The sequence below is a fragment of the Pseudoduganella sp. GW821-FHT05F09 genome, from assembly GCF_059419605.1.
Genome location: NZ_JBWKSD010000014.1, coordinates 38,328 through 60,234 on the forward strand (window position 1 = coordinate 38,328; position 21,907 = coordinate 60,234).

The 21,907-nt window shown below is 67.7% G+C and carries 11 protein-coding genes and 1 riboswitch; of the genes, 4 read left to right on the plus strand and 7 right to left on the minus strand.

The window, feature by feature from the left end; all coding sequences use genetic code 11:
• Positions 1-11: 11 nt before the first annotated feature.
• Positions 12-1,349, minus strand: a complete 1,338-nt coding sequence (locus AC07S4_RS29465) for a TldD/PmbA family protein (RefSeq protein ID WP_494989975.1) — start codon at positions 1,347-1,349, stop codon at positions 12-14.
• A gap of 15 nt (positions 1,350-1,364) precedes the next feature.
• Positions 1,365-3,002 (minus strand): TldD/PmbA family protein, encoded by a 1,638-nt coding sequence (locus tag AC07S4_RS29470; RefSeq protein WP_494989976.1) that lies wholly within the window; start codon positions 3,000-3,002, stop codon positions 1,365-1,367.
• Positions 3,003-3,289: 287 nt separating this feature from the next.
• On the opposite strand from AC07S4_RS29470, the gene AC07S4_RS29475 reads away from it, so the two are divergent.
• Positions 3,290-4,111 carry a class I SAM-dependent methyltransferase gene (locus AC07S4_RS29475; protein ID WP_494989977.1) on the plus strand — a complete coding sequence of 274 codons (822 nt, stop codon included), beginning with the start codon at positions 3,290-3,292 and terminating at the stop codon, positions 4,109-4,111.
• On the opposite strand, the gene AC07S4_RS29480 is transcribed toward AC07S4_RS29475, so the two are convergent.
• Entirely contained in the window at positions 4,112-4,798 is a 687-nt protein-coding gene (locus AC07S4_RS29480) for a substrate-binding periplasmic protein (protein WP_494989978.1), read from the minus strand.
• A gap of 201 nt (positions 4,799-4,999) precedes the next feature.
• Here AC07S4_RS29480 and aqpZ point away from each other — a divergent pair, with 201 nt between their 5' ends.
• Both aqpZ and AC07S4_RS29490 read left to right on the plus strand, forming a co-directional pair.
• Positions 5,000-5,692 carry an aquaporin Z gene (gene aqpZ, locus AC07S4_RS29485; protein WP_494989979.1) on the plus strand — a complete coding sequence of 231 codons (693 nt, stop codon included), beginning with the start codon at positions 5,000-5,002 and terminating at the stop codon, positions 5,690-5,692.
• A gap of 55 nt (positions 5,693-5,747) precedes the next feature.
• Positions 5,748-6,575: a hypothetical protein gene (locus AC07S4_RS29490; RefSeq protein WP_494989980.1), complete on the plus strand. Its 828-nt coding sequence runs from the start codon at positions 5,748-5,750 to the stop codon at positions 6,573-6,575.
• 15 nt (positions 6,576-6,590) lie between these two features.
• Here AC07S4_RS29490 and AC07S4_RS29495 read toward each other — a convergent pair whose 3' ends face one another.
• Together AC07S4_RS29495 and AC07S4_RS29500 are read right to left on the minus strand one after the other, a co-directional pair.
• A complete protein-coding gene (locus AC07S4_RS29495) occupies positions 6,591-8,210 on the minus strand; it encodes a serine hydrolase (RefSeq protein WP_494989981.1) in 1,620 nt (539 codons plus the stop codon).
• A complete protein-coding gene (locus AC07S4_RS29500) occupies positions 8,207-10,060 on the minus strand; it encodes a M1 family metallopeptidase (protein ID WP_494989982.1) in 1,854 nt (617 codons plus the stop codon). Before AC07S4_RS29500 ends, AC07S4_RS29495 begins: the two co-directional genes overlap by 4 nt.
• An 85-nt stretch (positions 10,061-10,145) precedes the next feature.
• Positions 10,146-10,329, plus strand: a riboswitch (yybP-ykoY riboswitch).
• Between the two features lie 16 nt (positions 10,330-10,345).
• On the opposite strand from AC07S4_RS29500, the gene AC07S4_RS29505 reads away from it, so the two are divergent.
• The gene (locus tag AC07S4_RS29505) at positions 10,346-10,921 is read left to right on the plus strand and encodes a TMEM165/GDT1 family protein (protein WP_494989983.1); all 576 of its coding nucleotides are present in this window, start codon (positions 10,346-10,348) and stop codon (positions 10,919-10,921) included.
• A 40-nt stretch (positions 10,922-10,961) separates the two neighbouring features.
• On the opposite strand, the gene AC07S4_RS29510 is transcribed toward AC07S4_RS29505, so the two are convergent.
• Both AC07S4_RS29510 and AC07S4_RS29515 read right to left on the minus strand, forming a co-directional pair.
• Positions 10,962-19,628 carry a glycoside hydrolase family 94 protein gene (locus AC07S4_RS29510; RefSeq protein ID WP_494989984.1) on the minus strand — a complete coding sequence of 2,889 codons (8,667 nt, stop codon included), beginning with the start codon at positions 19,626-19,628 and terminating at the stop codon, positions 10,962-10,964.
• 157 nt (positions 19,629-19,785) lie between these two features.
• A complete protein-coding gene (locus AC07S4_RS29515) occupies positions 19,786-21,828 on the minus strand; it encodes an aminotransferase class V-fold PLP-dependent enzyme (protein ID WP_494989985.1) in 2,043 nt (680 codons plus the stop codon).
• Between the last annotated feature and the right edge of the window lie 79 nt (positions 21,829-21,907).

Genomic DNA, 21,907 nt, shown 5'->3' on the forward strand with positions numbered 1-21,907 from the left:
GCGTTCTGGCTCTACACGGCGTCCGACAGGGACGTGAAGTTGAAGTCACGTACCTTCATCGCCGGGATCAGCATTTTGTAAGGCGATTCGTCGCCGCCCAGTATGACCGGCTTGCCCACTTCTTCAATATTGTTCAGCATTGTCACCGGACTTTCGTTGAAACGGAAGTTCTTGATCGGGTGCTTGATCTTGCCGTTCTCGATGTAGAAGGTGCCGTCGCGCGTGAGGCCGGTCAGCAGCAGCGCCTGCGGGTCCACCATGCGGATATACCAGGTGCGCGTGACCAGCACGCCTTTCTTGGTGTTGGCGATGAGTTCCGCCGTTTCCTTGTTGGTGCCGGCCATGATGAAGTTGCCCGGCGAGCCCACTGCGCGCTTGCCCTGCTTCTGCGCCCAGAAGCGCGAATAGTCCAGCGCGGCGACCTTGCCGTTCTTGATGATGTCCATGCGCTCGCGCGCCAGGTAGGTGTTGTTGTCCCACGGCGTGACGGCGATGTCCTTGTCCCACGGGTCGGTCCAGATGTTGACCTGCTCGTCGAACAGCTTGTCGCCCAGGCGGTTGGCGCCGCCCTTCTTGGACAGGAAGCTGCGGCCTTCATCCGCGCTGCGCGCGCTGAGGGAGCCGAACATATAGGCCAGCAGGTCGGAGGTGGCGGCCGGTTCCAGGATGACGGTGTAGCGGCCCGGCTCGAGCGCCTTGGCGTCCACCGAGCGCAGCGCCTTTTCGATCGCCACGTCGGACGCCTCGCGCGCGTCGAACTTGTTCACGTCGCCCGCGTCGCGCCGTACCCAGCCCGAACCGCGGCCGTCCTCGGTGCGCACCGTGAGCGTGAAGTTCACGCCGGTTTCCTGCTGGTGGCCGAACACGCCCTTGGAATTGGCGATGGCTTCGAAAGAGGTGCTGTCGGTGAAGAAGCCCGCCGCCTGCAGCTTGTTCTTGCGGCTGTTCTCGATGCTGTAGGCCGCCACCTGCGCGCGGAACTCGGGATCGATATCGGCGGTGCTCTTGCTGTAGGTGTTGCTGGCCTTGTACTCCTGCCTGGCCACCGTGGGCATGAACTCCGGATTGTCCGGCGCCAGGCGCGCCAGGTCTTCCGCGCGGCGCACGGCTTTTTCCAGCGACTTGTCGTCGAACTCGTTGATGGTGGCGACACCCTGCTTCTTGCCGAAGGCGACCGCCACGGCCAGCTGGCTGTCCTCCACCAGGCCGGCGGTGGACACGGCGTTGCGCGCGTAGCGGATATTGCCGGTGCGGCTGCCGGTGACCTTCACTTCGCATTCATCGCCCCGGGACAGGGACAGCACTTTGTCGCAAATGCGTTTGGTTTCTTCCTGACTCAAAATCTTCATGTCGTCTTCCTGTCCTTAACCGATCTTGCGGGCGGTGTTGATCACGTTGATGCCGTTGAAGCGCGTGGTGCTGGCGCCGTGCGACACGATGGACACCTGCGATGGCTGGCCCTTGCCGTCGAAGAAGGAGCCGCCCATGCGCCAGTCGCGCTCATCGCACAGGGCCGAGCACGCGTTCCAGAACTCCTGGGTGTTGGACTGGTAGGCCACGTCCTCCAGCGGCTGGGTGATCTTGCCGTCCTTGATTTCGTAGAACAGCTGGCCGCCGAACTGGAAGTTGTAGCGCTGCTGGTCGATCGAGAAGGAGCCGTCGCCGACGATGTAGATGCCCTTCTTCACGTCCTTCACCATCTCGTCCGGCGTGAGCTGCTTCTTGCCCGCCTGCAGGGACACGTTGGGCATGCGCTGGAACTGCACGCTGCTCCAGCTGTCCGCATACGAGCAGCCGTGCGATTCTTTTTCGCCGATGATGTGGGCCTGGTCGCGCGTGGCCTGGTAGTTCACCAGCACGCCGTTCTTGATGATGTCCCAGCGCTTGCACTTGACGCCTTCGTCGTCGTAGGCCACCGCGCCGAGCGAGCCCGGGGTGGTCTTGTCGGCGACGATGTTGACCAGGTCGGAGCCGTACTTGAATTTCTTCGACTGCCACTTGTCCAGCGTGGCGAAGCTGGTGCCGGCGTAGTTGGCCTCGTAGCCCAGCACGCGGTCCAGTTCCGTCGGGTGGCCCACGGATTCATGGATGGTGAGCCACAGGTGTTCGGGGCTGAGCACCAGGTCGTACTTGCCCGGCTCGGCCGACTTGGCGGTGAGCTTGGCGCGGGCCTGCTTGCCGGCGTTGCGCGCGTCTTCGATCAGGTCGTAGGAATTGCGGTACAGCGTGGTCACGCCGCCGGCGGCCTGGAACTTGTCTTCCTTGCGCGCGTCCAGGTATTCGTAGCCCATGCCGACCGGGGACGACAGGCCGGAACGCGAGCGGAATTTGCCGGTGCTCTTGTCCACGGCGGTGGCGAAGAACGGCACCCACAGGCGATGCACGTCCTGGTCGATATAGGAGCCGTCGGTGGAGGCGAAGTACTTCTGCTGGTTCACCTGGAACAGCAGCGACTGCATGAAGCTGGCGCCCGCGTCCAGGCCGGCCTTGTTGCCGGCGATGAGCAGCTCGGCCTTTTCCTTGATCGGTACGGCGCGCCAGTCCTTCTTGTAGGGCGTGGCCCAGGACACGGCGCCCGCGCCCACCACCGGCGCCAGCTGCAGCGGCGCGCTTTGCAGGCGGGAGTTGGCCTTGGCAATGGCCACGGCCTGGCGCGCGGCGGCGGCCACGCCGTCCGGCGACACGTCGCTGGTGGCGGCAAAGCCGTAGGCGCCGTGCGCGATGACGCGCACGCCGACGCCGGCCGATTCGGTGTTGGTGATGTTCTCCACGTTCAGGTCGCGCGTGGTGAGGAACTGGTTCAGGTAGCGGCCCACGCGCACGTCGCAGTAGCTGGCGCCGGCCTGGGTGGCCGCCGTCATGGCGGTATCGGCCAGCATTTTCTTGAAGGCGGTGTCCGCCGGCTTGAGCAGCTCTTCGGCTGCGATCGCCCTGCCATATGCGGGCAGCAGCATGGTGCCCAGGGCCAAACCACTGATATTGAGGAATGCACGTCGTTCCATAATCTCTCCAAAAGAACCTTCGCCGGAAAGCACATCTGTACGCAAGTTTTATGCCATTGCAAATGTTGCGCGCGGCCGCGTCACATTGCCCGAGCCAGGCTTGCGAACGGCAAGTAGCGTGTGTCCGGAGTGTCCGCCACAGTGTCCGGGCAGTGTCCGCGAACTGTCCGCGAACAGTCCACCCGGCGCGGCGCCGGACACGCGCGAATCCGCTTGACCCGGCTGGCGAGTTCCCCGATGATCGGCGCAGTCGACCGCCACGCGTCGTCAACAACCTGGAGACATGCATGAAACAACTCAATTTTGGACAGCTGGTGCTGGGCGCCGTGCTCGCCTGCGGCCTGGCCGCCCCGGCCCTGGCGGACGACGCCCTGAAGGCGGCCATCGCCAACCCTGCGCGCACGCCCGCCAACGCGGAGCGCGACGGCGCCCGCCATCCCTACGAAACGCTGACCTTCTTCGGCATCAAGCCCAACATGACGGTGGTGGAACTGGCGCCGGGCGGCGGCTGGTACACCGAGATCCTCGGCCCCTATCTGCGCAAGGACGGCAAGCTGATCGCCGCCGGCAATACGCCCACGTCGGCCAACGAGAACGTGCGCAAAGCCGCTGTGCGCTTCCAGGACAAGCTGAACGCCGTGCCGGCCTCGTATGACAAAGTGGTGCTGGGCGCTTTCGAGCCGAACAACAATGTCTTCAGCTACGCGCCCAAAGGCAGCGTGGACATGGTGCTCACCTTCCGCAACATCCACAACTGGATAGGCAACGGCGACGCCAGCCTGAAGGCGCTGTTCAGCAGCGTGTACGACAGCCTGAAACCGGGCGGCGTGTTCGGCGTGGTGGAGCACCGCCTGCCGGCAGGCGTGGCGCAGGACGCCAAGGCCAGCTCGGGCTATGTGCATGAAGCGTATGTGATCAAGCTGGCCGAGAACGCGGGCTTCAAGCTGGCCGCGAAGTCGGAAATCAACGCCAACCCCAAGGACAAGGCCGACCATGAAGGCGGCGTGTGGGCGCTGCCGCCGACCTACACCAACAAGGACAAGGACCGCGCCAAGTACCAGGCCATCGGCGAGAGCGACCGCATGACGCTCAAGTTCGTCAAGCCGTAATCACTTCATCACATCCGGCGGTGGCGCCTCCTGGTACCACTGCCGGTAGATGCGCGCGAAAGCGCCGTCCTGTTTCATTTTGTCGAGCGCGCGCTGCCATTGCGCCACCTGCTCCGCCGGTGCCTGCTTGGGGAAGCTCAGGTAGCTGCCTATGGTGAAGGCGGTGTACACCATCTCCACCTGTTCCGGCTGCGCGCCGGCCTCCTCCAGCAAGGGCTGCAGCTGCCGGTGGTCCAGCACCATCACGGGGCGCCGCCCGCCCAGCAGCATGCGCAGCATGGTCAGCGTGTTGTTGGTCGGCTCCAGGTTCTTGAAGCCGGCATCGCTCAGGTATTGATAGGAATAGAAATCGCGCGGCGCCAGCACGCCGCTCAGCTTCTTCGCGTCCTCCAGCGAATGGATGCGCACGCGGTCGGCGGGGCGCGCATAGAAATTGGTCTGCGAAGTGAACAGCGGCCCCACCCATTTGAACCTGGCTTCGCGCTCAGGCGTGCGCTTGGGGCAGACCAGCAGCACGTTCTCGCCTTCCAGCGCGGAACGGTAGGCGCGCGCCCACGGCTGCAGTTCTATCTCGGTGCGGTTGCCGATGCGGCGCTGGATTTCGCGCACGATGTCCACGCAGTAGCCGGTGACGCGGCCGTCCTTCATAAAGGCCATGGGCGGAATGTCGGCCGTCAGGATCTGCATGCTTCCGGCATGCGGGGCCGCCGCAGCTGCCGCCGCCGCGCACACGCATACTACTGCCGCCAAGATCCGCCTCATCACACCCTCCTCCCGCACCGATTCTCGCACGGCGGCAGGGATACGGGCCAGTGTACCGCCAAACAATGGACATTTTCGCCACAGCGGTTTACATTGCGCTTTTAATAAGCAAAAAAGGGAGTATCCATGAAAGCATATGGCGCGGAATTTGTAGGCACCTTCTGGTTGGTGCTGGGAGGCTGCGGCAGCGCGGTGCTGGCGGCGGCGTTTCCGGGCGTCGGCATCGGCCTGCTGGGCGTGTCGCTGGCCTTCGGCCTGACGGTGCTCACGATGGCCTACGCCATCGGCCACGTGTCCGGCTGCCATCTGAACCCGGCGGTATCGATCGGCCTGTGGGCCGGCGGCCGCTTCCCCGCCAACAAGCTGCTGCCCTACATCGTGGCGCAGGTTCTGGGCGGCATCGCCGCCGGCGGCGTGCTGTACCTGATCGCCAGCGGCAAGGCCGGCTTCAGCCTGGCCGGCGGCATGGCCTCGAACGGCTACGGCGAGCATTCGCCGGGCGGCTACACGCTGCTGGCCGCGCTGGTGACCGAAGTGGTGATGACGATGATGTTTTTGATCGTGATCCTGGGCGCCACCGACCGCCGCGCACCGGCCGGCTTTGCGCCGCTGCCTATCGGCTTGGCGCTGACCCTGATCCACTTGATCAGCATCCCCGTCACCAATACGTCGGTGAACCCGGCACGCAGTACCGGCGTGGCGCTGTATGTGGGCGACTGGGCCGTGGGACAACTGTGGCTGTTCTGGCTGGCGCCTATCGTTGGCGCGGTGCTGGGCGCGCTGGTGTACCGCTTTATCGGCGGCGACGGCAAGGACTGAGGCAGTCCGGGCCGCATCCCGCCGCCATGCGCCAATGCGCTACTATAGCGGCGTGATGATCAAGTTTTATTTTTTCCAAGCCGTGCTGCTGGCCTGCTGCCTTGTGCCGCAGGCCCATGCGGCAGCACAGGCGCCGCAGCGCTTTGTGCTGCCCGCCATCTCCGCCAGCGCCAGGGAGCACGCCGCCTATTTCCCGCGCCTGCTGCGCCTCGCGCTGGACAAGACCGTGGCCAGCGACGGCCCTTACGAACTGGCCTACTACGAAAACGAGCTGACCAGCTTGCGGCGCAATATCGAGCTGAAAAACAATGGCGTGATCAATGTGATGTGGGACGGCGCCAACCGCCAGCGCGAAGCCGAACTGCTGCCGGTGCGCATCTCGCTGCTCAAGGAACTGAACGACTATCGGGTGTTCCTGATACGCAGCGAGGACGCGCCCCGCTTCGCGGCGGTGCGCACGCTGGACGACCTGCGCAAGCTGACGGCCGGCGCGGGCGCCAACTGGCCGTCGGCCGACGTGCTGCGTTTTAACGGCCTGCCGGTGGAAACCTCGGGCGGCTATGAATACCTGTTCCCCATGCTGCGCGTGAAGCGCTTCGACTATATGCCGCGCGGCGTGCAGGAGGCGTGGGCGGAGATCGATCTGCACCAGGGCGAGGGCCTGCAGGTGGAGTCCAGCATTTTCCTGCACTACCGGGTGCCCTTCTATTTCTTCGTCAGCCGCAGCCGGCCGGAGCTGGCCGTGCGCATCGAACGCGGGCTGCGCATGGCGCAGAAGGACGGCAGCTTTGAACGCCTGTTCAACAGCATCCCCGCCTTCCAGCGCGGCATGGCGGAGATCACGGCGCACAAGCGCCGGGTGTTCGAGCTGCGCGTGCCCTAACCCGCCCTGCGCATGCTATTTCTTCGGCGGGACCGGGGTCAGGTTGAGGTCCTGGAAGTCGTAGCTGAAGTCGGTTTCGGCGGAGACCGGTTTCATCTTCATGCGCTCGATGCTGCCGTCCGGGTTCAGCGCGAAGCTGACGTAGGCGTCGGCGTTGAAGTTGCGCTGGCGCCAGCGGACGATGAAGGTGTCATGCTGGAAGTGCTCCAGGTCGCCCACCAGGTCCGGCGTCTTCACGAAGCGCATCACCTGCTTGCCGCCTTCGCGCTGGATGGTGACCGCGCCGTACCACGCGTCCTGGTATTCGCCTTCATACGCGGCCAGGGCCAGCGAGGGCTGCGACTTGGCGGCGCGCGCGGCCGATGCCGTGCCCACTTTCGCCAGTTCTTCCTTGTGCTTGGCCTGCTCGTCCGCCGACACGATGCCGATCCAGTCGCTGGCCGGCACGTTCATGTACTGGTCCAGCAGGCGCCATTGCAGCGCCGTCATCGAGCCGCTGTTCTCGGCGTTGGTGAAGATGGCGATGCCCAGTTTCTCCTCCGGCACCATCAGCACGCGCGAGTAGAAGCCTTGCAGCGCGCCGCCATGCAGGGCGATCTTGCGGCCACGGTAGTCGCGCAGCTGGAAGCCCAGCCCGTAGGCGGCGAAGTTCGGCTTGGTGGCGGCCAGCGGCGGCTTGGGGTCGCTGATCTTCATCGGCGTTTGCGCGGTCCACATTTCGCGCAGTTGCTTGTCGCTGATGAGCTGCTTGCCGTCCGGCGTCTTGCCGCCGTTCAGCAGCATATTCATCCAGCGCGCGATGTCCTCGGCGCTGGTGTTGATGCCCACCGCGCCGATGGCGTTCTCCACCGGCATGGGCTTGACCACGGTGGTGGTTTCTCCCACCTTGCTGTGCGGGGCCGAGTAGTCGGCCGTCTTCAGCATGGCGGCCACGCTGGTGGTGGTGCCGTCCATGCCCAGCGGGGCGAGGATGCGCTCGCGCACCGTATCGCCCCAGGACTTGCCGGCCTTGTCCGCGATGATCTTGCCGGCCACGATGTAGAGCAGGTTGTCGTAGGCGTAGCTGTTGCGGAAGCTGGTGGCGGGCTTGATGTAGCGCAGGCGCTCGATGATCTCGTCGCTGCTGAAATTGGAGGTGGGCCACCACATCAGGTCGCCGGCGCCCAGGCCCAGGCCGCTGCGGTGCGTGAGCAGGTCGCGCACGGTCATGGCGCCGGTGACGTAGGAGTCGTACATCTGGAAGCCGGGCAGGTGCTTGGTGACCGGGTCGTCCCATTTCAGCTTGCCCTCGTCCACCAGCATGGCCAGCGCGGCTGCGGTGAAGGCCTTGGAGTTGGAGGCCACCTCGAACAGCGTGCGGCCGGTAACCGGCGCCGGGTCGCCCAACTTGCGCACGCCGTAGCCCTTGGCGGCGATGACCTTGCCGTCCTTGACGATGGCGATGGCGATGCCGGGCACGTCGAAGGTTTTCAGCACGCGGTTCACATCGGCGTCGAGATCGAAAGGCGCCAGCGCGGCGGCGGCCGTGGCGGCGGTGGCGGATTCGCCTGCGGCCCATGCCGCGCCGCTGAAGGCGACGCTGGCGGAAAACGCGAAGGCCAGCGCCAAGGCCAGTTTGGTGTTCACTGCTTTCATTTCTTCTCCTGCAGCTTGTTGACTGCTTTTTGGGTGTCGGGGTGGTAGCGCGGGCTGGCTTGCTTGTACAGCGCCAGCGCCCACTCGCGGTCGGCCGGGCTCTTGAACAGCGCGGTGTACAGCGGCAGCACGAACTTCTTGCGGCCCACGCTCATGAGGAAGGTGTTGAGCGGCGCGCGCACGTCGTAGCCGGCCTTCACGGAAGCCAGGTAGAAGCGGAAGGCGATTTCATTGTTGCCGCTCTTGGCCAGGGCGAAGGCCTGGTCCAGTTCCTTGAGCTGCGCGGCGCTGGCCTTGCCGTCGATGTCGTTCAGGAAGTGCATCCACTCGAGCGCGACCCAGTTCTTGGTGGCCAGGCCGGCGGTGGGCAGTTCGCCTTTCAGCCAGGCGTCGCGCTGCGCGTCCAGGCCCGCCAGGCGCGGCGAGGCGGCGCGCTTGGCGCTGGCCGGCACGCCGGCGCCGTACAGCCATTCCTCCAGCTCGGCCTGGGTCATCACCTCCGGATGCTGGGCCAGCAGGTTCTTCTGCAGGTAGCTCACGAACTGCTCGGTGGTGGCGGACTGGAAGGCGTGCTGGTCGAACCAGCCGCGCAGGAAGGGATCGAACACGGCGCGGCCGGCGCGCTCCTCCAGCGTGTGCAGCAGCCAGGCGCCTTTCGGATAGGCCAGGCCTTCGTCGGTATAGGTGGCCGAGCCGGTGTCCGGGTCGCGCGTGATGAGCGCCTGCTTCGCGGCCGGGATGTCCTTCAGCGACGTAAACAGTTCTTCCTGCTCCAGCTGCCAGCCCATCAGCGCCACTTCGGGACCGTACAGGCTTTCCACGATGCGGCTGGTGACGTAGGTGGTGAAGCCTTCATTGAGCCACCAGTGCTTCCACGAGGCGTTGGTGACAAGGTTGCCGGACCAGGAGTGCGCCAGCTCGTGCGCGATCAGGTCCACCAGGCTGCGGTCGCCCGCGATCATGGTGGGCGTGAGGAAGGTCAGGCGCGGGTTTTCCATGCCGCCTATGGGGAAGGACGGCGGCAGCACCAGCATGTCGTAACGCCCCCAGCGATACGGGCCGTACAGCGATTCGGCCGCTTCGACCATCTTCTCGGTGTCGGCCAGCTCGTAGGCGGCGGCGTCGATGCGGGCCGGCTCGGCGTATACGGCGGTGCGCGGCCCCAGGTTGCGCACTTCGATTTCGCCGATGGCGATGGCCAGCAGGTAGGACGGCACCGGCTGCGGCATCTTGAATTTCCAGCCGCCCTGGCCGGTGCTCTTCTGGTCGTTCTCGGCGCTCATCACCACGCGCAGGCCGGCTGGCGCGTCCACGCGCGCGCTGTAGGTGAAGCGCACGGCGGGCGTGTCCTGCACCGGCGCCCAGGAGCGCGCGTCGATGGTTTCAGACTGGCTGAACATGAAGGGGCGCTTGCCGGACATGGTCTGCTGCGGCGTCATCCACTGCAGCGCGGAGGCGGTGGGCGCGGTGTGGTAGTACACGCGCACCTTCTGCGGCTGGGTGGACAGCGCGATGCGCAGGGCCTGGCCTTTTTCGGCGTCCGGCTTGTCCATCATGTAGGAGGCGGCGCTCCAGCGGCCGTTCGGCTGCAGTATCTGCACCTTGGCGATGCTGAGCTGGCGCGTATCGAGCACCAGCGAACGGGCCGACTTGTCGAGCCAGTCCAGCGTCAGCTCGGCGTAGCCGCTCAGGGTCTTGCGGCTGAAATCCGCTTTCAGGTCCAGGTGCAGGTCCGTGGTACGGACCTGGTCGTAGCGCGCGTAGCTGAGCGGGTCTTGCGCCAGCGCGGCGCTTCCGGTTTGTGCCAGCAGCGCGCACAGCAACAGGCGCAGGGGGGTATGGTTGGGCATAGGCTTCTTTGGTTAAGAAAGGGCGCGGAGCAGAATAGCATAAAGGGCCGGGGGCAAGCAGTGCTATAATGACGGCTGAACTTTAGGGAGTAGTCGGCTTCCGGTCCCACCGGAAGAATCTGCGTCAACATAATCGGCCCGCAGGCCGTGGTGCAGATGGCCGCAGCAAGTGCAGCATGCACGCGCCGCGCAGCTTGACGAGACTATCGATCGAGGGGCGGCCGCTATGGGCCGGAGCTGCTCCTGGATCTTTGGTTAACGTCCGGCCCTGAAGACCTCATCCCCATGGAAGCTTTCCTCATTTCTACCGGCATCGTTGCCCTCGCTGAAATCGGCGATAAAACCCAGCTGCTCGCATTCTGTCTCGCCGCGCAATTCCGCCGCCCGATACCTATCGTGCTGGGCATTTTCACGGCCACCGTGGCCAACCATGCCTTCGCCGGCGCGGTAGGCAGTTGGATCACCAGCCTGCTGGGACCGGAGGTGCTGCGCTGGGTGCTCGGCTTGTCCTTCCTGGCGATGGCGGCGTGGATACTGGTGCCGGACGAGATAGACGAGGACGAGCAGCCGGCCGCGAAATACGGCGTGTTCGTCACCACCGTGATCGCCTTCTTCCTGGCCGAGATGGGCGACAAGACCCAAATCGCCACCGTGGCGCTGGCGGCGCGCTTCGACAGCCTGCTGGCCGTCGTCGCGGGCACCACCTTCGGCATGATGCTGGCCAATGTGCCGGCCGTTTACCTGGGCAAGAGCGTGGCCGCCAAGATTCCGCTCAAGCTGGTGCACGGCATCGCCGCCGCCATTTTCGCGGCGATCGGCGTGGCGACGCTGCTGGGCGCAGGGGCTTCGTTCGGCGTCTGAGGCGGCTCGTGGCGGGTTAGGCGCAGCCGTAACCCGCCAACTACGGCGCCAGGCCCAGCGTGACGGCGTGCGGCCGGCCGTCGTCCACCAGCTGGATCTCGGCGCCGGGCTGCGCCACGCCGTCCACCGTCACGCCGGCCGGGCCTTCGCGCTTGATCGCGATGGTGTACACGCTCGCGCCATAACGGTAGCTGAGCGTGTAGCCCGGCCACGCGGCCGGGATGCGCGGCGCCAGCGTGAGCTTGTCCGCCGCGCGCGTGAGGCCCAGCAGCGACTCCAGTATCAGCCGGTACATCCAGCCCGACGAGCCGGTGTACCAGCTCCACCCGCCCCGCCCCACGTGCGGCGAGACGGCGTACACGTCCGCCGTCACCACGTAGGGTTCCACCTTGTACACCGCGCAGCTCTCCGCCGTGCTGCCATGGCGCACCGGGTTAATCATGCGCATCAGCGCCCAGGCTTTCTCCACGTCGCCCATCTGGGCAAACGCCATCACGGTCCAGATGGCGGCGTGCGTGTACTGGCCGCCGTTCTCGCGCACGCCCGGCACGTAGCCCCGGATGTAGCCCGGATTCAGGTCGGCCTTGTCGAACGGCGGATCGAGCAGCTGGATCAGGCCGAAGTCGCGCCGCACCAGGCGCTGGTCCACCTGCAGCATGGCGCCGTGCACGCGCTCCTTGGCGGCCGCGCCGGACAGCACGCCCCAGCTCTGGGAGATGGAATCGATCTGGCATTCCTCGTTCTCGCGCGAACCGAGCGGGGTGCCGTCGTCGAAATAGGCGCGGCGGTACCACTCGCCGTCCCACGCGTTCTGCTCCACGTTGGCGGACAGCTTGCGCGCCTCCTCGCGGCACTCGGCGGCGAAGGCGTCGTCGTGGTGGCGCTCGGCCACCACGGCGTAGCGCTGCAGCACGTCGTACAGGAAGAAGGCCAGCCACACGCTCTCGCCCCTGCCCTCCTCGCCCACCTTGTCCATGCCGTCGTTCCAGTCGCAGGAGCCGATCAGCGGCAGGCCGTGCACGCCGAAGCGCAGGCCGTTGCGGATGGCCCGCACGCAGTGCTCGTACACGCTGCCGGTGACGGCCGAGCGGGTCGGCATGTCGTAATAGGAGTCCTCCTCCGGCTTGACCAGGCGGCCTTCCAGGAAGTGGACCACTTCGTCCAGCACCGTCAGGTCGCCGGTGCTGGCCACGTAGCGCGCCACGGCCAGCGGCAGCCACAGGTAGTCGTCCGAGCAGTGCGTGCGCACGCCCCGGTCCGACGGCGGATGCCACCAGTGCTGCACGTCGCCCTCCACGAACTGGTGCGCGCAGCACAGCACGATATGGTCGCGCAGCAGCTTCGGTTCGGTGTGCACCATGGCCATGGCGTCCTGCAGCTGGTCGCGGAAGCCGAAGGCGCCGCCGGACTGGTAGTAACCGCTGCGCGCCCACATGCGGCAGGCGATGGTCTGGTACATCAGCCAGCCGTTGGCGATGACGTCCAGCTCCGGCTCCGGCGTGGCGATCTGCACCGCGCCCAGCGTGCGGTCCCAGTGCGCGCGCACGGCGGCCAGCGCGTCGCGCGCGGCGGCCTGGCCGCCGTGCTTCTGCACCAGGCTGGATGCGTCCGCGTTGCGGCGTCCGCCCAGGCCGAGCAGGAAGACGATCTCGCGCTCCTGGCCCGGCATCAGCTCGAACGGCACCTGGATGGCGGCGCAGGAATCGAGCGCGCTGCCGACCTTGCCGGACAGGCGCATGCGCCGCAGCGCCTGCGGGCTGGCCATGCTGCCGTTGCGGCCCAGGAATTCGGTGCGGTCCGCCGTGATCGAGCGCGTGGTGGCGTCCGCATTGAAGAAGGCCACGCGGCCGGAGAACTCGGTGTTGTAGGGATTGCGGGCAAACAGCGCCCCGCTGATGGGATCGACCTCGGTGATGATGTGCATGCCGGACTTGGAGCGCATGTCGCCCAGCACCCATTCCACATAGCCGGTGGCCGACAGGCGGCGCGGTGCCTGCGAGTCGTTGCGTATCTTGAGCACGGTGTAGCGCAGCGGCGCGTCCAGCGCCACGTAGGTGGTCAGCTCGCTGGCGATGCCGGACTCGGTGTGCTCGAACACGCTGTAGCCGAAGCCGTGGCGGGTCACGTAGTCGCCGCTGCCGCGCGCGGGCAAGGCGGTGGGAGACCAGAAATGGCCGCTCTGTTCGTCGCGCAGGTAGAAGGCCTCGCCGCTGCCGTCCGACACCGGGTCGTTATGCCAGGGCGTGAGGCGGAACTCGTGCGCGTTCTCCTGCCAGGTGTAGGCCTGGCCGCTTTCGGAGATCACGCTGCCGAACTGCGGATTGGCCAGCACGTTGGACCACGGCGCCGGCGTGCGCTGGCCTTCGCTGGTGACGATCACGTATTCGCTGCCGTCGGCCGAGAAGCCGCCGATGCCGTTGGCCAGCTGCAGGCCCTGCGTGGCCTGGGTTTGCAGGTGGGGCGCGGCTTCCTCGTATTCGCCGCGCGGGTCCGCCTGCAGCGGCGGCATGCGCAGCGGCGCCGGGCCGGGCCGCTTGAGCTGCTCGGCCAGGGTGCCGCGCTCGTCGCTGATGACGGCGCGCGCCACCGACTGCAGCAGGATGCGGTCTTCCGGCGCGATCTGCTCGCCCACGCGCACGAAGATGCCGCCGGGACGGTCGATGGCCTGGGCGTCGATGCCGGAGGCGATCAGGCCCATGATCTGGTCCTGCAAGGCCTGGCGGTAGCCGGACAGGTCCTCGCACCAGATCACCAGGTCCACCACCAGCCCTTTCAGACGCCAGTAGGCGTGCGCCTGCACCATCTGGCGCGCCAGCTCGATATTGGCCGGGTCGCGGATCTGCAGCAGCACAATCGGCAGGTCGCCCGATATGGCGTAGGCCCACAGGCCGGACTGGCCGCGCTGGTTCTTGCTCAGGACGCCGGCGTCGGCGCGCAGGGTGGCGTTCGGGTAGATCACATGGCTGGCCAGGCGGCCGTACAGCTGGGCGTCCGTTTCGCTGGCGTTGAGCTGGCGCAGCACCACCTGGCTGTGGGTCCAGGCCAGTTCGAACACGCGGTCGGCCAGGTGGCGGTCCTGGTATTTGTCGATCAGGTGCAGCGCCGATTCGCGCGTGTCCGTCATGCCGGTGACGATATCGACCGTGGCCGATTCGTCCGGCTCGAGCACGATCTGGTAGCGGATCGCCACGATGGGGTCGAGCACCGAGCCTTCGGCGCCGCCCAGCGGGCCGGGCTCGCGCAGCGCGCGCGGCGCGGCGGCGGTGTTGCCGCGCCCGATGAAGCGCGCGCGGTCGGTTTCATACGAGACGTTGCTGATGGCCGCGTCGTGCAAGGTCATCAGGTGCAGCATGTAGGGCATGTGTTCGCCCTTGCCGCGCGGACGGCGCGTGCACAGGATGGCCGTCTCCTGCGGCAGGATCTCGGTCTGCACGAACAGCTTGGAGAAGGCCGGGTGCGCCGCGTCGGCCGCCGCCGGCGCCATCACCACCTCGGCAAAGCTGGTCACTTCGATTGTCCGGCGGCGGTCCGACTTGTTGGTGATGCGGGTGCGCCGCATTTCAATGTCGTCCTCCGGCGAGACCACGATTTCCGTGTACAGCTCCAGGTCGCGGTCGCTGCGCCGGAACTCGGCGCGGCCTTCGGAGAAGATGACCTCGTATTTGCGCGGCTCGACCAGCGTGGGCTGGTAGGTGGTGGACCAGTAGGTGCCGTCGTCCAGGTCGCGCACGTAGCAGAAGCCGCCCCAGTTGTCGCGCGTGCTGTCCTCGCGCCAGCGCGTCACGGACAGGTCCTTCCAGCGGCTGTAGCTGCCGCCGGCGCCCGTCACCATGACGTGGTAGCGCCCGTTCGACAGCAGCTGGATTTCCGGCACCGGTGCGTTGGGCTGGTTCAGGATGCGCATCGGCATGGACTGTTCGGCCGCGTCGCTGCGGATGGCGGCCTGCTCGGCGGTGTTGGAATAGAAGGCGCCCGCCTGCGGGCTGCGTTCCTGCAGCACCAGCAGCGCCGACTGCAGCAGCGGATCCGCCTCGAAGCGGCGCTGCATGGGCCGGTCGTGCAGCAGATAGCTGAGCGACAGCAGGCCCATGCCCTGGTGGTGCACCATGAAGGAACGCACCACCGCGTGGCTCTGGCCGCGCGGCAGGCGCGCCGCCGTGTAATCGATCGCCTCGTAGAAGCCATAGCGGCCCATGAAGCCCAGGGCGGCCATTTTCTGAAGATTGCTGCAGGAGGCTTCCGGGTTCACCATCAGGCCCATCATGGTGGCGTAAGGCGCCACCACCAGGTCGTCCGCCAGGCCGCGCTTGAGGCCCAGGCCGGGCACGCCGAAGGCGCGGTACTGGTAGTTCAGCGCCGCGTCCACCGTGTTGTAGCCGGACTCGGATATGCCCCACGGCACGTTGCGCTGCTTGCCGTAGTCGATCTGCGCGCCGATCACGGAATGGTAGGTCTGGTCCAGCAAGGTGCTGGGGTAGTTCGGCATCACCAGCAGCGGCATCAGGTACTCGAACATGGAGCCGCTCCACGACAGCAGCACCGGCTTGGCGCCCAGCATGCACAGCTGGCGGCCCAGCGCGAACCAGTGCTCCTGCGGCAGCTGGCCCTGCGCGATGGCGACGAAGCTGGCCAGCCGCACTTCGGAGGCCAGCAGGTCGTAATAGCTGGCGTCCAGGCGGCGCTCGGTGACGTTGTAGCCGATGGCCAGCAGATTGGTGGTGGAGTTGTACAGGAAGCCGTATTCCATCTGCGCGTATTCCTGCGCCTGGCGCGCCAGGCGCTCCAGCTCCGCAATGCGCGCGCGCGCCTGCGCTTCGCCTTGCGGCATGGCGGCCAGCTCGCGCAGCGTGGGGATGCGCAGCAGGCTGGCCTCGAACACTTCGCCCGACGCCACCCACGGCGCCAGCAGCAGCAGGTCGTCCAGCGCGGCCTGGCATTGCACGGCCAGCGCGGCGGCCCACATCTGCAGCCCGGCGTCGCCGGGGGTGTACTGCGCGCTGGCGGCGGCGGCCTGCTTCAGCCAGGCGTGCAGCTCGAGCAGATTGGCCGGGAACATGGGGCGCAGCGGCGCAATGTCCTGCTGCAGGCGCAGCAGGCGCAGCAGCGCTTCCGGCGCGTCCGCGCTTCCCTGCGGTCCGGCGGCGGCCTGCTGCGCGGCAGCCTCGGCCAGCACCTCGATGGTGGTGCAGATGCCGTCCACGATCTGCGGCGCCACGATGGGCGCGTCTATCTGCTGCAGCAAGCCTTGCTGCAGGGTGAGCAAATGGCCGGCCAGGTTGCCGCTGTCCACCGTCGAGATGTAGACCGGGTACAGCGGCTTCATGGTGAGCGTGTCGTACCAGTTGTAGAAGTGGCCCTGGTGGCGCTCCATCTGGCTCATGGCGTGCAGCGTGCCCTCGGTGCGCGCCACCAGCTGGGCGCCGCAGATGTAGCCGAAATCGTGCGCGGTGAGATTGGCCAGCAGCGCCATGCCGATATTGGTGGGCGAGGTGCGGTGGGCGATCACCTGGACCGGGTGCTCCTGCATATTATCGGGCGGCAGCCAGTTGTCGGCGGGGCCGACGAAGGTCTCGAAATAGGCCCAGGTCTTGCGCGCCAGCAGATGCAGGAAGCTGTGCTGCGCGGCGTTCAGTTCCGCCCGCTCGCGGCGCAGCGGCTGGCTGATCCACCACGCCACGGCCGGCGCGCCCAGCCAGGCGCCCAGCAGCACCAGCGCGGCGCCCAGCGCGGACGGACGCCAAACCGCCAGCGCCGCGCCGGCGGCCAGCGCCAGCACGGGCGAAGCGGCCATGGCGCGCCAGTAAGCGGGCATTTCGTTGGCCGGGTCGCGGCCCGCCTCGGCGCCCTCGCGCGCCAGCGTGGAGGCGCGCCATTGCAGCAGGCGGCGTTTCGACACCAGCGTGCGCCACAGCGTGCGACCGATGGCGTCCAGGCTGAACCAGGTTTCGTAGGGCAGGAACACCAGCGTGAGCAGCGCGTGCGAGAACTGCATGCCGCTGCGGCGCGCGCTGGCGTTGACGTGCTGCGTCCACAGCGTGTCGCGCGGCTTGTGCAGCAGGTCGTACAAGGCGCTGGCCAGCGGCGGCACGAAGATCACGGCCAGCACGGCCAGGGTCCAGAACCACGGGTCGGGCAGCGCGGCCCAGGCCAGCAGCAGCGACAGCGTCAGCGCCGGCGCCACCAGGCTGCGGCGCAGATTGTCGAACAGCTTCCAGCGCGACAGCGCCGACAGCGGGTTGCGTTCGCGCTGGCTGCCGCGCAGCGGCACCTTGCGGCCCAGCCAGGACAGCAGCTGCCAGTCGCCGCGCACCCAGCGCTGGCGGCGGCTGATGTCGTCGCTGTAGCGGGCCGGGTACTGCTCGTAGAGCTGGGCGTCGCTCAGCAGGCCGGCGCGCAGGTAGCAGCCTTCCAGCAGGTCGTGGCTGAGGATGCGGTTGTCCGGCATGCGGCCGCCCAGCACCTGCTCGAACACGTCCACGTCGTAGATGCCCTTGCCGATGAAGGAGCCTTCGTAGAACACGTCCTGGTAGACGTCGGACACGGTGCGGGTGTAGGGGTCGATGCCGGGCTCGCCGCCGCACAGCTTTTCATAGCGCGAGGCTTGCTCGCTGGGCAGGCTGACCGTGACGCGCGGCTGCAGAATGCCATAGCCTTCGGTCACGCGCCGCAGCTGCTGGTCCACGCGCGCCCGGTTCAGCGGATGCTGCATGGTGGCCACGAACAGGCGCGCGGCGTCGCGCGGCAGCTGGGTGTCGGTGTCGAGCGTGATGACGTATTTGAAGCTTTCCAGGTCGCTGGTGTCGCCCGCCACCAGCGAGAAGCGGTCGCGCGCGCCGCCGCGCAGGAAGCGGTTCAGGTCCTCCAGCTTGCCGCGCTTGCGCTCGCGCCCCATCCACGCATTTTCGGACCCGTTCCACATGCGCGGCCGGTGCAGCAGCAGGAAAGGCCCGGCCGCCGCGTTGCCCTGCGGCCCCGCGTTGGGGGCGGCGCCGCGCGGCGTGGCGTCCGCGCCGGCCGCGTACTGCGCATTGAGACGCGTAATGGCTTGCTGCGCCTGCTCCAGCAGCGCGGCGTCGCCGGGCAGCACCTCTTCCTGCGCGTCGGCGAAGTCGGTCAGCAGGCAAAAGCGCAGATTGTGGTCGCGGTTGGCGAGGAAGCGCACCTCGAGCTGCTCGAACAGCTGCTCCACATTGTCCTTGCTGTACAGGAGGGTGGGCACCACCACCAGCGCGCGCGCGTCCGACGGGATGCCGCGCCGGTAGTCCATGCGCGGCAAGGGATGCGGCCGCGTGAGCAAGGTGGCGGCCCAGTTCACCAGCGCCTGCGCCAGCTGGCTGCTGCACAGCAGCGCCAGCACGGCCAGCAGCGCCAGCGGCCAGCCGCCCACGCCCTCCCGGCCCGCGTGCTCGGCCAGCAGGCCGGTCAGCACCACGGCGATGGCGCCTATCGCGCCCAGGTAGGACGCCAGCGGCGCGGCGCGCATGGTGCGCTGGAGCGAGGCCAGCGGCGGCAGGCGCACGCCAGCCTGCTGCTCGAGCGCCAGCAGGCCGCGTCCCACCAGGTAGTAGCCGATGTGGGCCTGGCGCGGGTCCACGCTGCCGCTGCGCGCGCTGGCCAGCTGCAGCGCCATCACGGCGATTTCCTGCTCGCTGTGCGGCGAGCAGCGCGCCAGTTTTTCAATCACGTGGCGGTACTGGTCGCGCGTGGCGAAGTCCATTTCGCCGTAGATATCGGCCGGGTCCAGGCGCAGCGTCTGTTCGACCGCGCTCATGGTCTCAACGAACTCCTGCCAGTCCATGGTGCCGAGGAAGCGCAGGCTGCCGATGCTGTTGGCGATGGAGAGCTGTTCGGCGGCCTGCTGCTGGATCTCGGCCTGGATCTGCTGTTCCATGGTCTGGCCGGATTCGGCCAGGCGCTGCGTGACCCAGGTCAGCGCCAGCGTCAGCATGGCGCTCTGGCCTTGCAGGCGGCGCGCCAGTTCGGCCACGAAGCCGCTGGTGATGGGCGGGTTGGAACGCGCCATGTCGGCCACCAGCAATATCAGGCCGCTGGGGTTTTTGTCGGCCACGTCCATCATCTGGTCGGCCCAGGTGTTGGCCAGGTCGCGCTGCAGGCGGTTCTCGGCCACGCGCGCGGCCACGCGGCGCAGGTTCTCGATCAGCGCCAGGCGCAGCATGATGGGAATGGCCCACAGTTCGCCCAGCTTGAGCGCGGCCACTTCCTGGTAGGCGTCCACAAAGCGGCACAGGCTTTCCGGATCGACGCGGCCGTCGCCGTGGGCGATGATTTCCAGCGCGATCTGGTACACGCGCGGCGTGCCGTCCGGCGCACCCTTGGCCAGGCGCGGCAGCTCCTTGCTGTAGTCCTTGGGCAGGTGGCGGCGCGCCGTGCGGATCTGTTCTTCGATCAGGTAGGAATTGTCGAGCAGCCATTCGGAGGCCGGCGTGATCTGGCGAGCCTGCTTGACGGCGGCGGTGAGCTCGTCGCAGGTTTGCGCGATGACCTCGGCGTTCTCGGCCAGGCGCGCCAGCAGGCGGTCGGGGCCGCCGCGCGTGCTCAGCTCGTGCGTGGCGGCCAGCAGCTTGCCGTGGGCCGCCATTTGCTGCGCGCTGAACAACTCGCCACGTAGCGGGGTGCTGTCATCAGCTACGCCGCCCGGCAATGCGCCTGGGGTCTCCTCGCGGAAACCCAAGGTAGCACTTGGCAACAGTGTCCGGTGATCGTTCAACTTGAACCTCGCATTTCTACCTAAGAAGGATAGAGAAGTATGGTCCAAGCAACACTACGGAGGCGCACGGCTGGAAATGGTGCGCCGGGCTTGGCGGGTTACGCACGTCGTGTAACAGGCGAAGCGCTAACCCGCCCTACGCGGCGAGGGCGAGGCCGCCGGCGAGGTCGTAGGCCTGGGCGTAGCCGAGGCGGCGCAGGCATTGCGCGGCGCGCGTGCTGCGGTTGCCGCTGCGGCAGAAGAACACCAGCGGCACCGGCGCGGCCATCCACGCCGGAATCTGCCCGGCCAGCTGGCCCAAGGGAACGCTGACCACTTTGGCGCCTGCCTGCACTGGCGCCTGCACGCCGACCAGGTGCTCGTGGCTTTCGCGCACGTCCACCAGGAGCGCGTCGGGATGGGCGCGCAGCAGGCCTTGCAGCGCGGCGGCGTCCAGGTGCAGCTCGCCTTGCGGCGTGCCGCCGCTTGCGGACACGGACGCATGCAGGCTGCTGCAGAAGGGCTGCTGCGCGTCGCTGGCGGCGCACAGCAGGGTGTCGCCATGCACCAGGCCGGCGAGCTGCTGCGGTGCCAGCGCGCCGATGAAGGCGTGGCGCGCGGCGGACTGCGGCAAGGCGCCGGCGTCCGGCTGGCCCAGCAGATACACGGCCTGCTGCGCACCGTCCGCATCCACCAGCACGCGGCGCAGCGCCTGGGCGCCCAGCGCCAGCAGCGCGTCGCCGGCCGGCCAGCCGAAAGCGTCGCCGTCGCCGCTGGCCACGTTCAGCGCGCGCGCTGGCGCGGCCAGGTCCATGCCGGGCGCGGTGCCCAGCACGGCCAGCACGGTGCAGCCCTGGGCGCGCACCTGGGCCGCGATGCGGTCCATGAATTCCGGCTGCGGGTCGATCACCACGCAGCTGCGGCTGGCCGCGTCCTGCACCAGCCAGCTGCATGCGCCGCCGCTGCCCAGCTGCTGCACGCCGTCCTGCACCGGCAGGCCGCCGTCCGGGGCGATCAGGCCGCTGGCGCGCAGCGCGGCGCCGCAGCGCTCTATGCGTTCGCAGGCGCGCGCGACGGCCGCCTCGTCGGCCAGCGGGCCGAAGGACAGGCGGATGGCGCTGGCGGCACGCCAGTCCGGCACGCCCATGGCCTGCAGCACGTAACTGGGCGCGGCCTTGGCCGCGGAGCAGGCGCTGCCCGAGCTGACGCGCACGCCGGCCGCGTCGAACACGTCCATCAGCTCCTTGCTGGACAGGCCGGGCACGGAGAAGTTGAGCGTGGTCGGCAGCGCATGCTCGAAGGCCGCGTTGAACACCACACCCGGCAGCGCGCGCCGCAGGCTGGCGGCCAGCCGCTCGCGGAAGATGCACAGCGCGTCGTGCGAGCGGAACACGCCGCCCTGCTCCAGCGCCGCCAGTACCGCGTCCAGCGCGGCCACGCCGGCCATGTTCTCGGTGCCCGAGCGCTGCGCAGCCTCCTGGCCGCCGCCCACGATCAGCGGCGTGAACGGCGCGCCCTCGCGCACGTACAGCATGCCTATGCCCTTGGGCGCATACAGCTTGTGGCCGGAGAACGGCGCGTAGTCGATGCGGCTGCGCGCCAGCGACAGGCGGAACTTGCCCAGCGCCTGCACGCAGTCCACCATCCAGTAGGCCGGGCTGGCGCACTCGCCGAGCAGCGCTTCGATGCCGGCAATGTCGGACAGCACGCCGGTTTCATTATTGGCCGCCATGGTGGACAGCATGGCCGTGTGCGGCAGCAGCGCGCGCAGCGCCTGCAGGTCGTGACGGCCGTCGCTGTCGACCGGCAGCTTGCGCAGTTCCAGGTCCAGGCCCAGCAAGCGGTTCCAGTGCGCCAGCGCTTCCGGCACCGCCTTGTGCTCGGTGGCGCCGTACACCAGCAGCGTGCCGATGGCCTGGCCCGCCTGGCGGCGTTCGCGCAGCGCGCACAGCGCGGACAGCACGGCGGTCTGGATGCCTTCGGTGGCGCCGCTGTTGAACATCAGGCGGCCCGGCCCCACGCCCAGCAGGCGCACCGCACGCTGGCGGGCGCCGTCCAGCAGCGCCTTGGCCTGCAGGCCGGTGCTGTGGCTGCTGCTGGGGTTGCCGTAACAGTCCTCCATGGCGCGCACGGCGGCGGCGATGGCGGCGGGCAGGACGGGGCTGGTGGCGTTACCGTCGAGGTAGATTTCGGGTGTCATGTTGGAGCCGTGGGCAAAATTGCTGATACTCAACAGCTTACGCACCGGCGCGGAATCATATATTCCAAAATCACCCTCC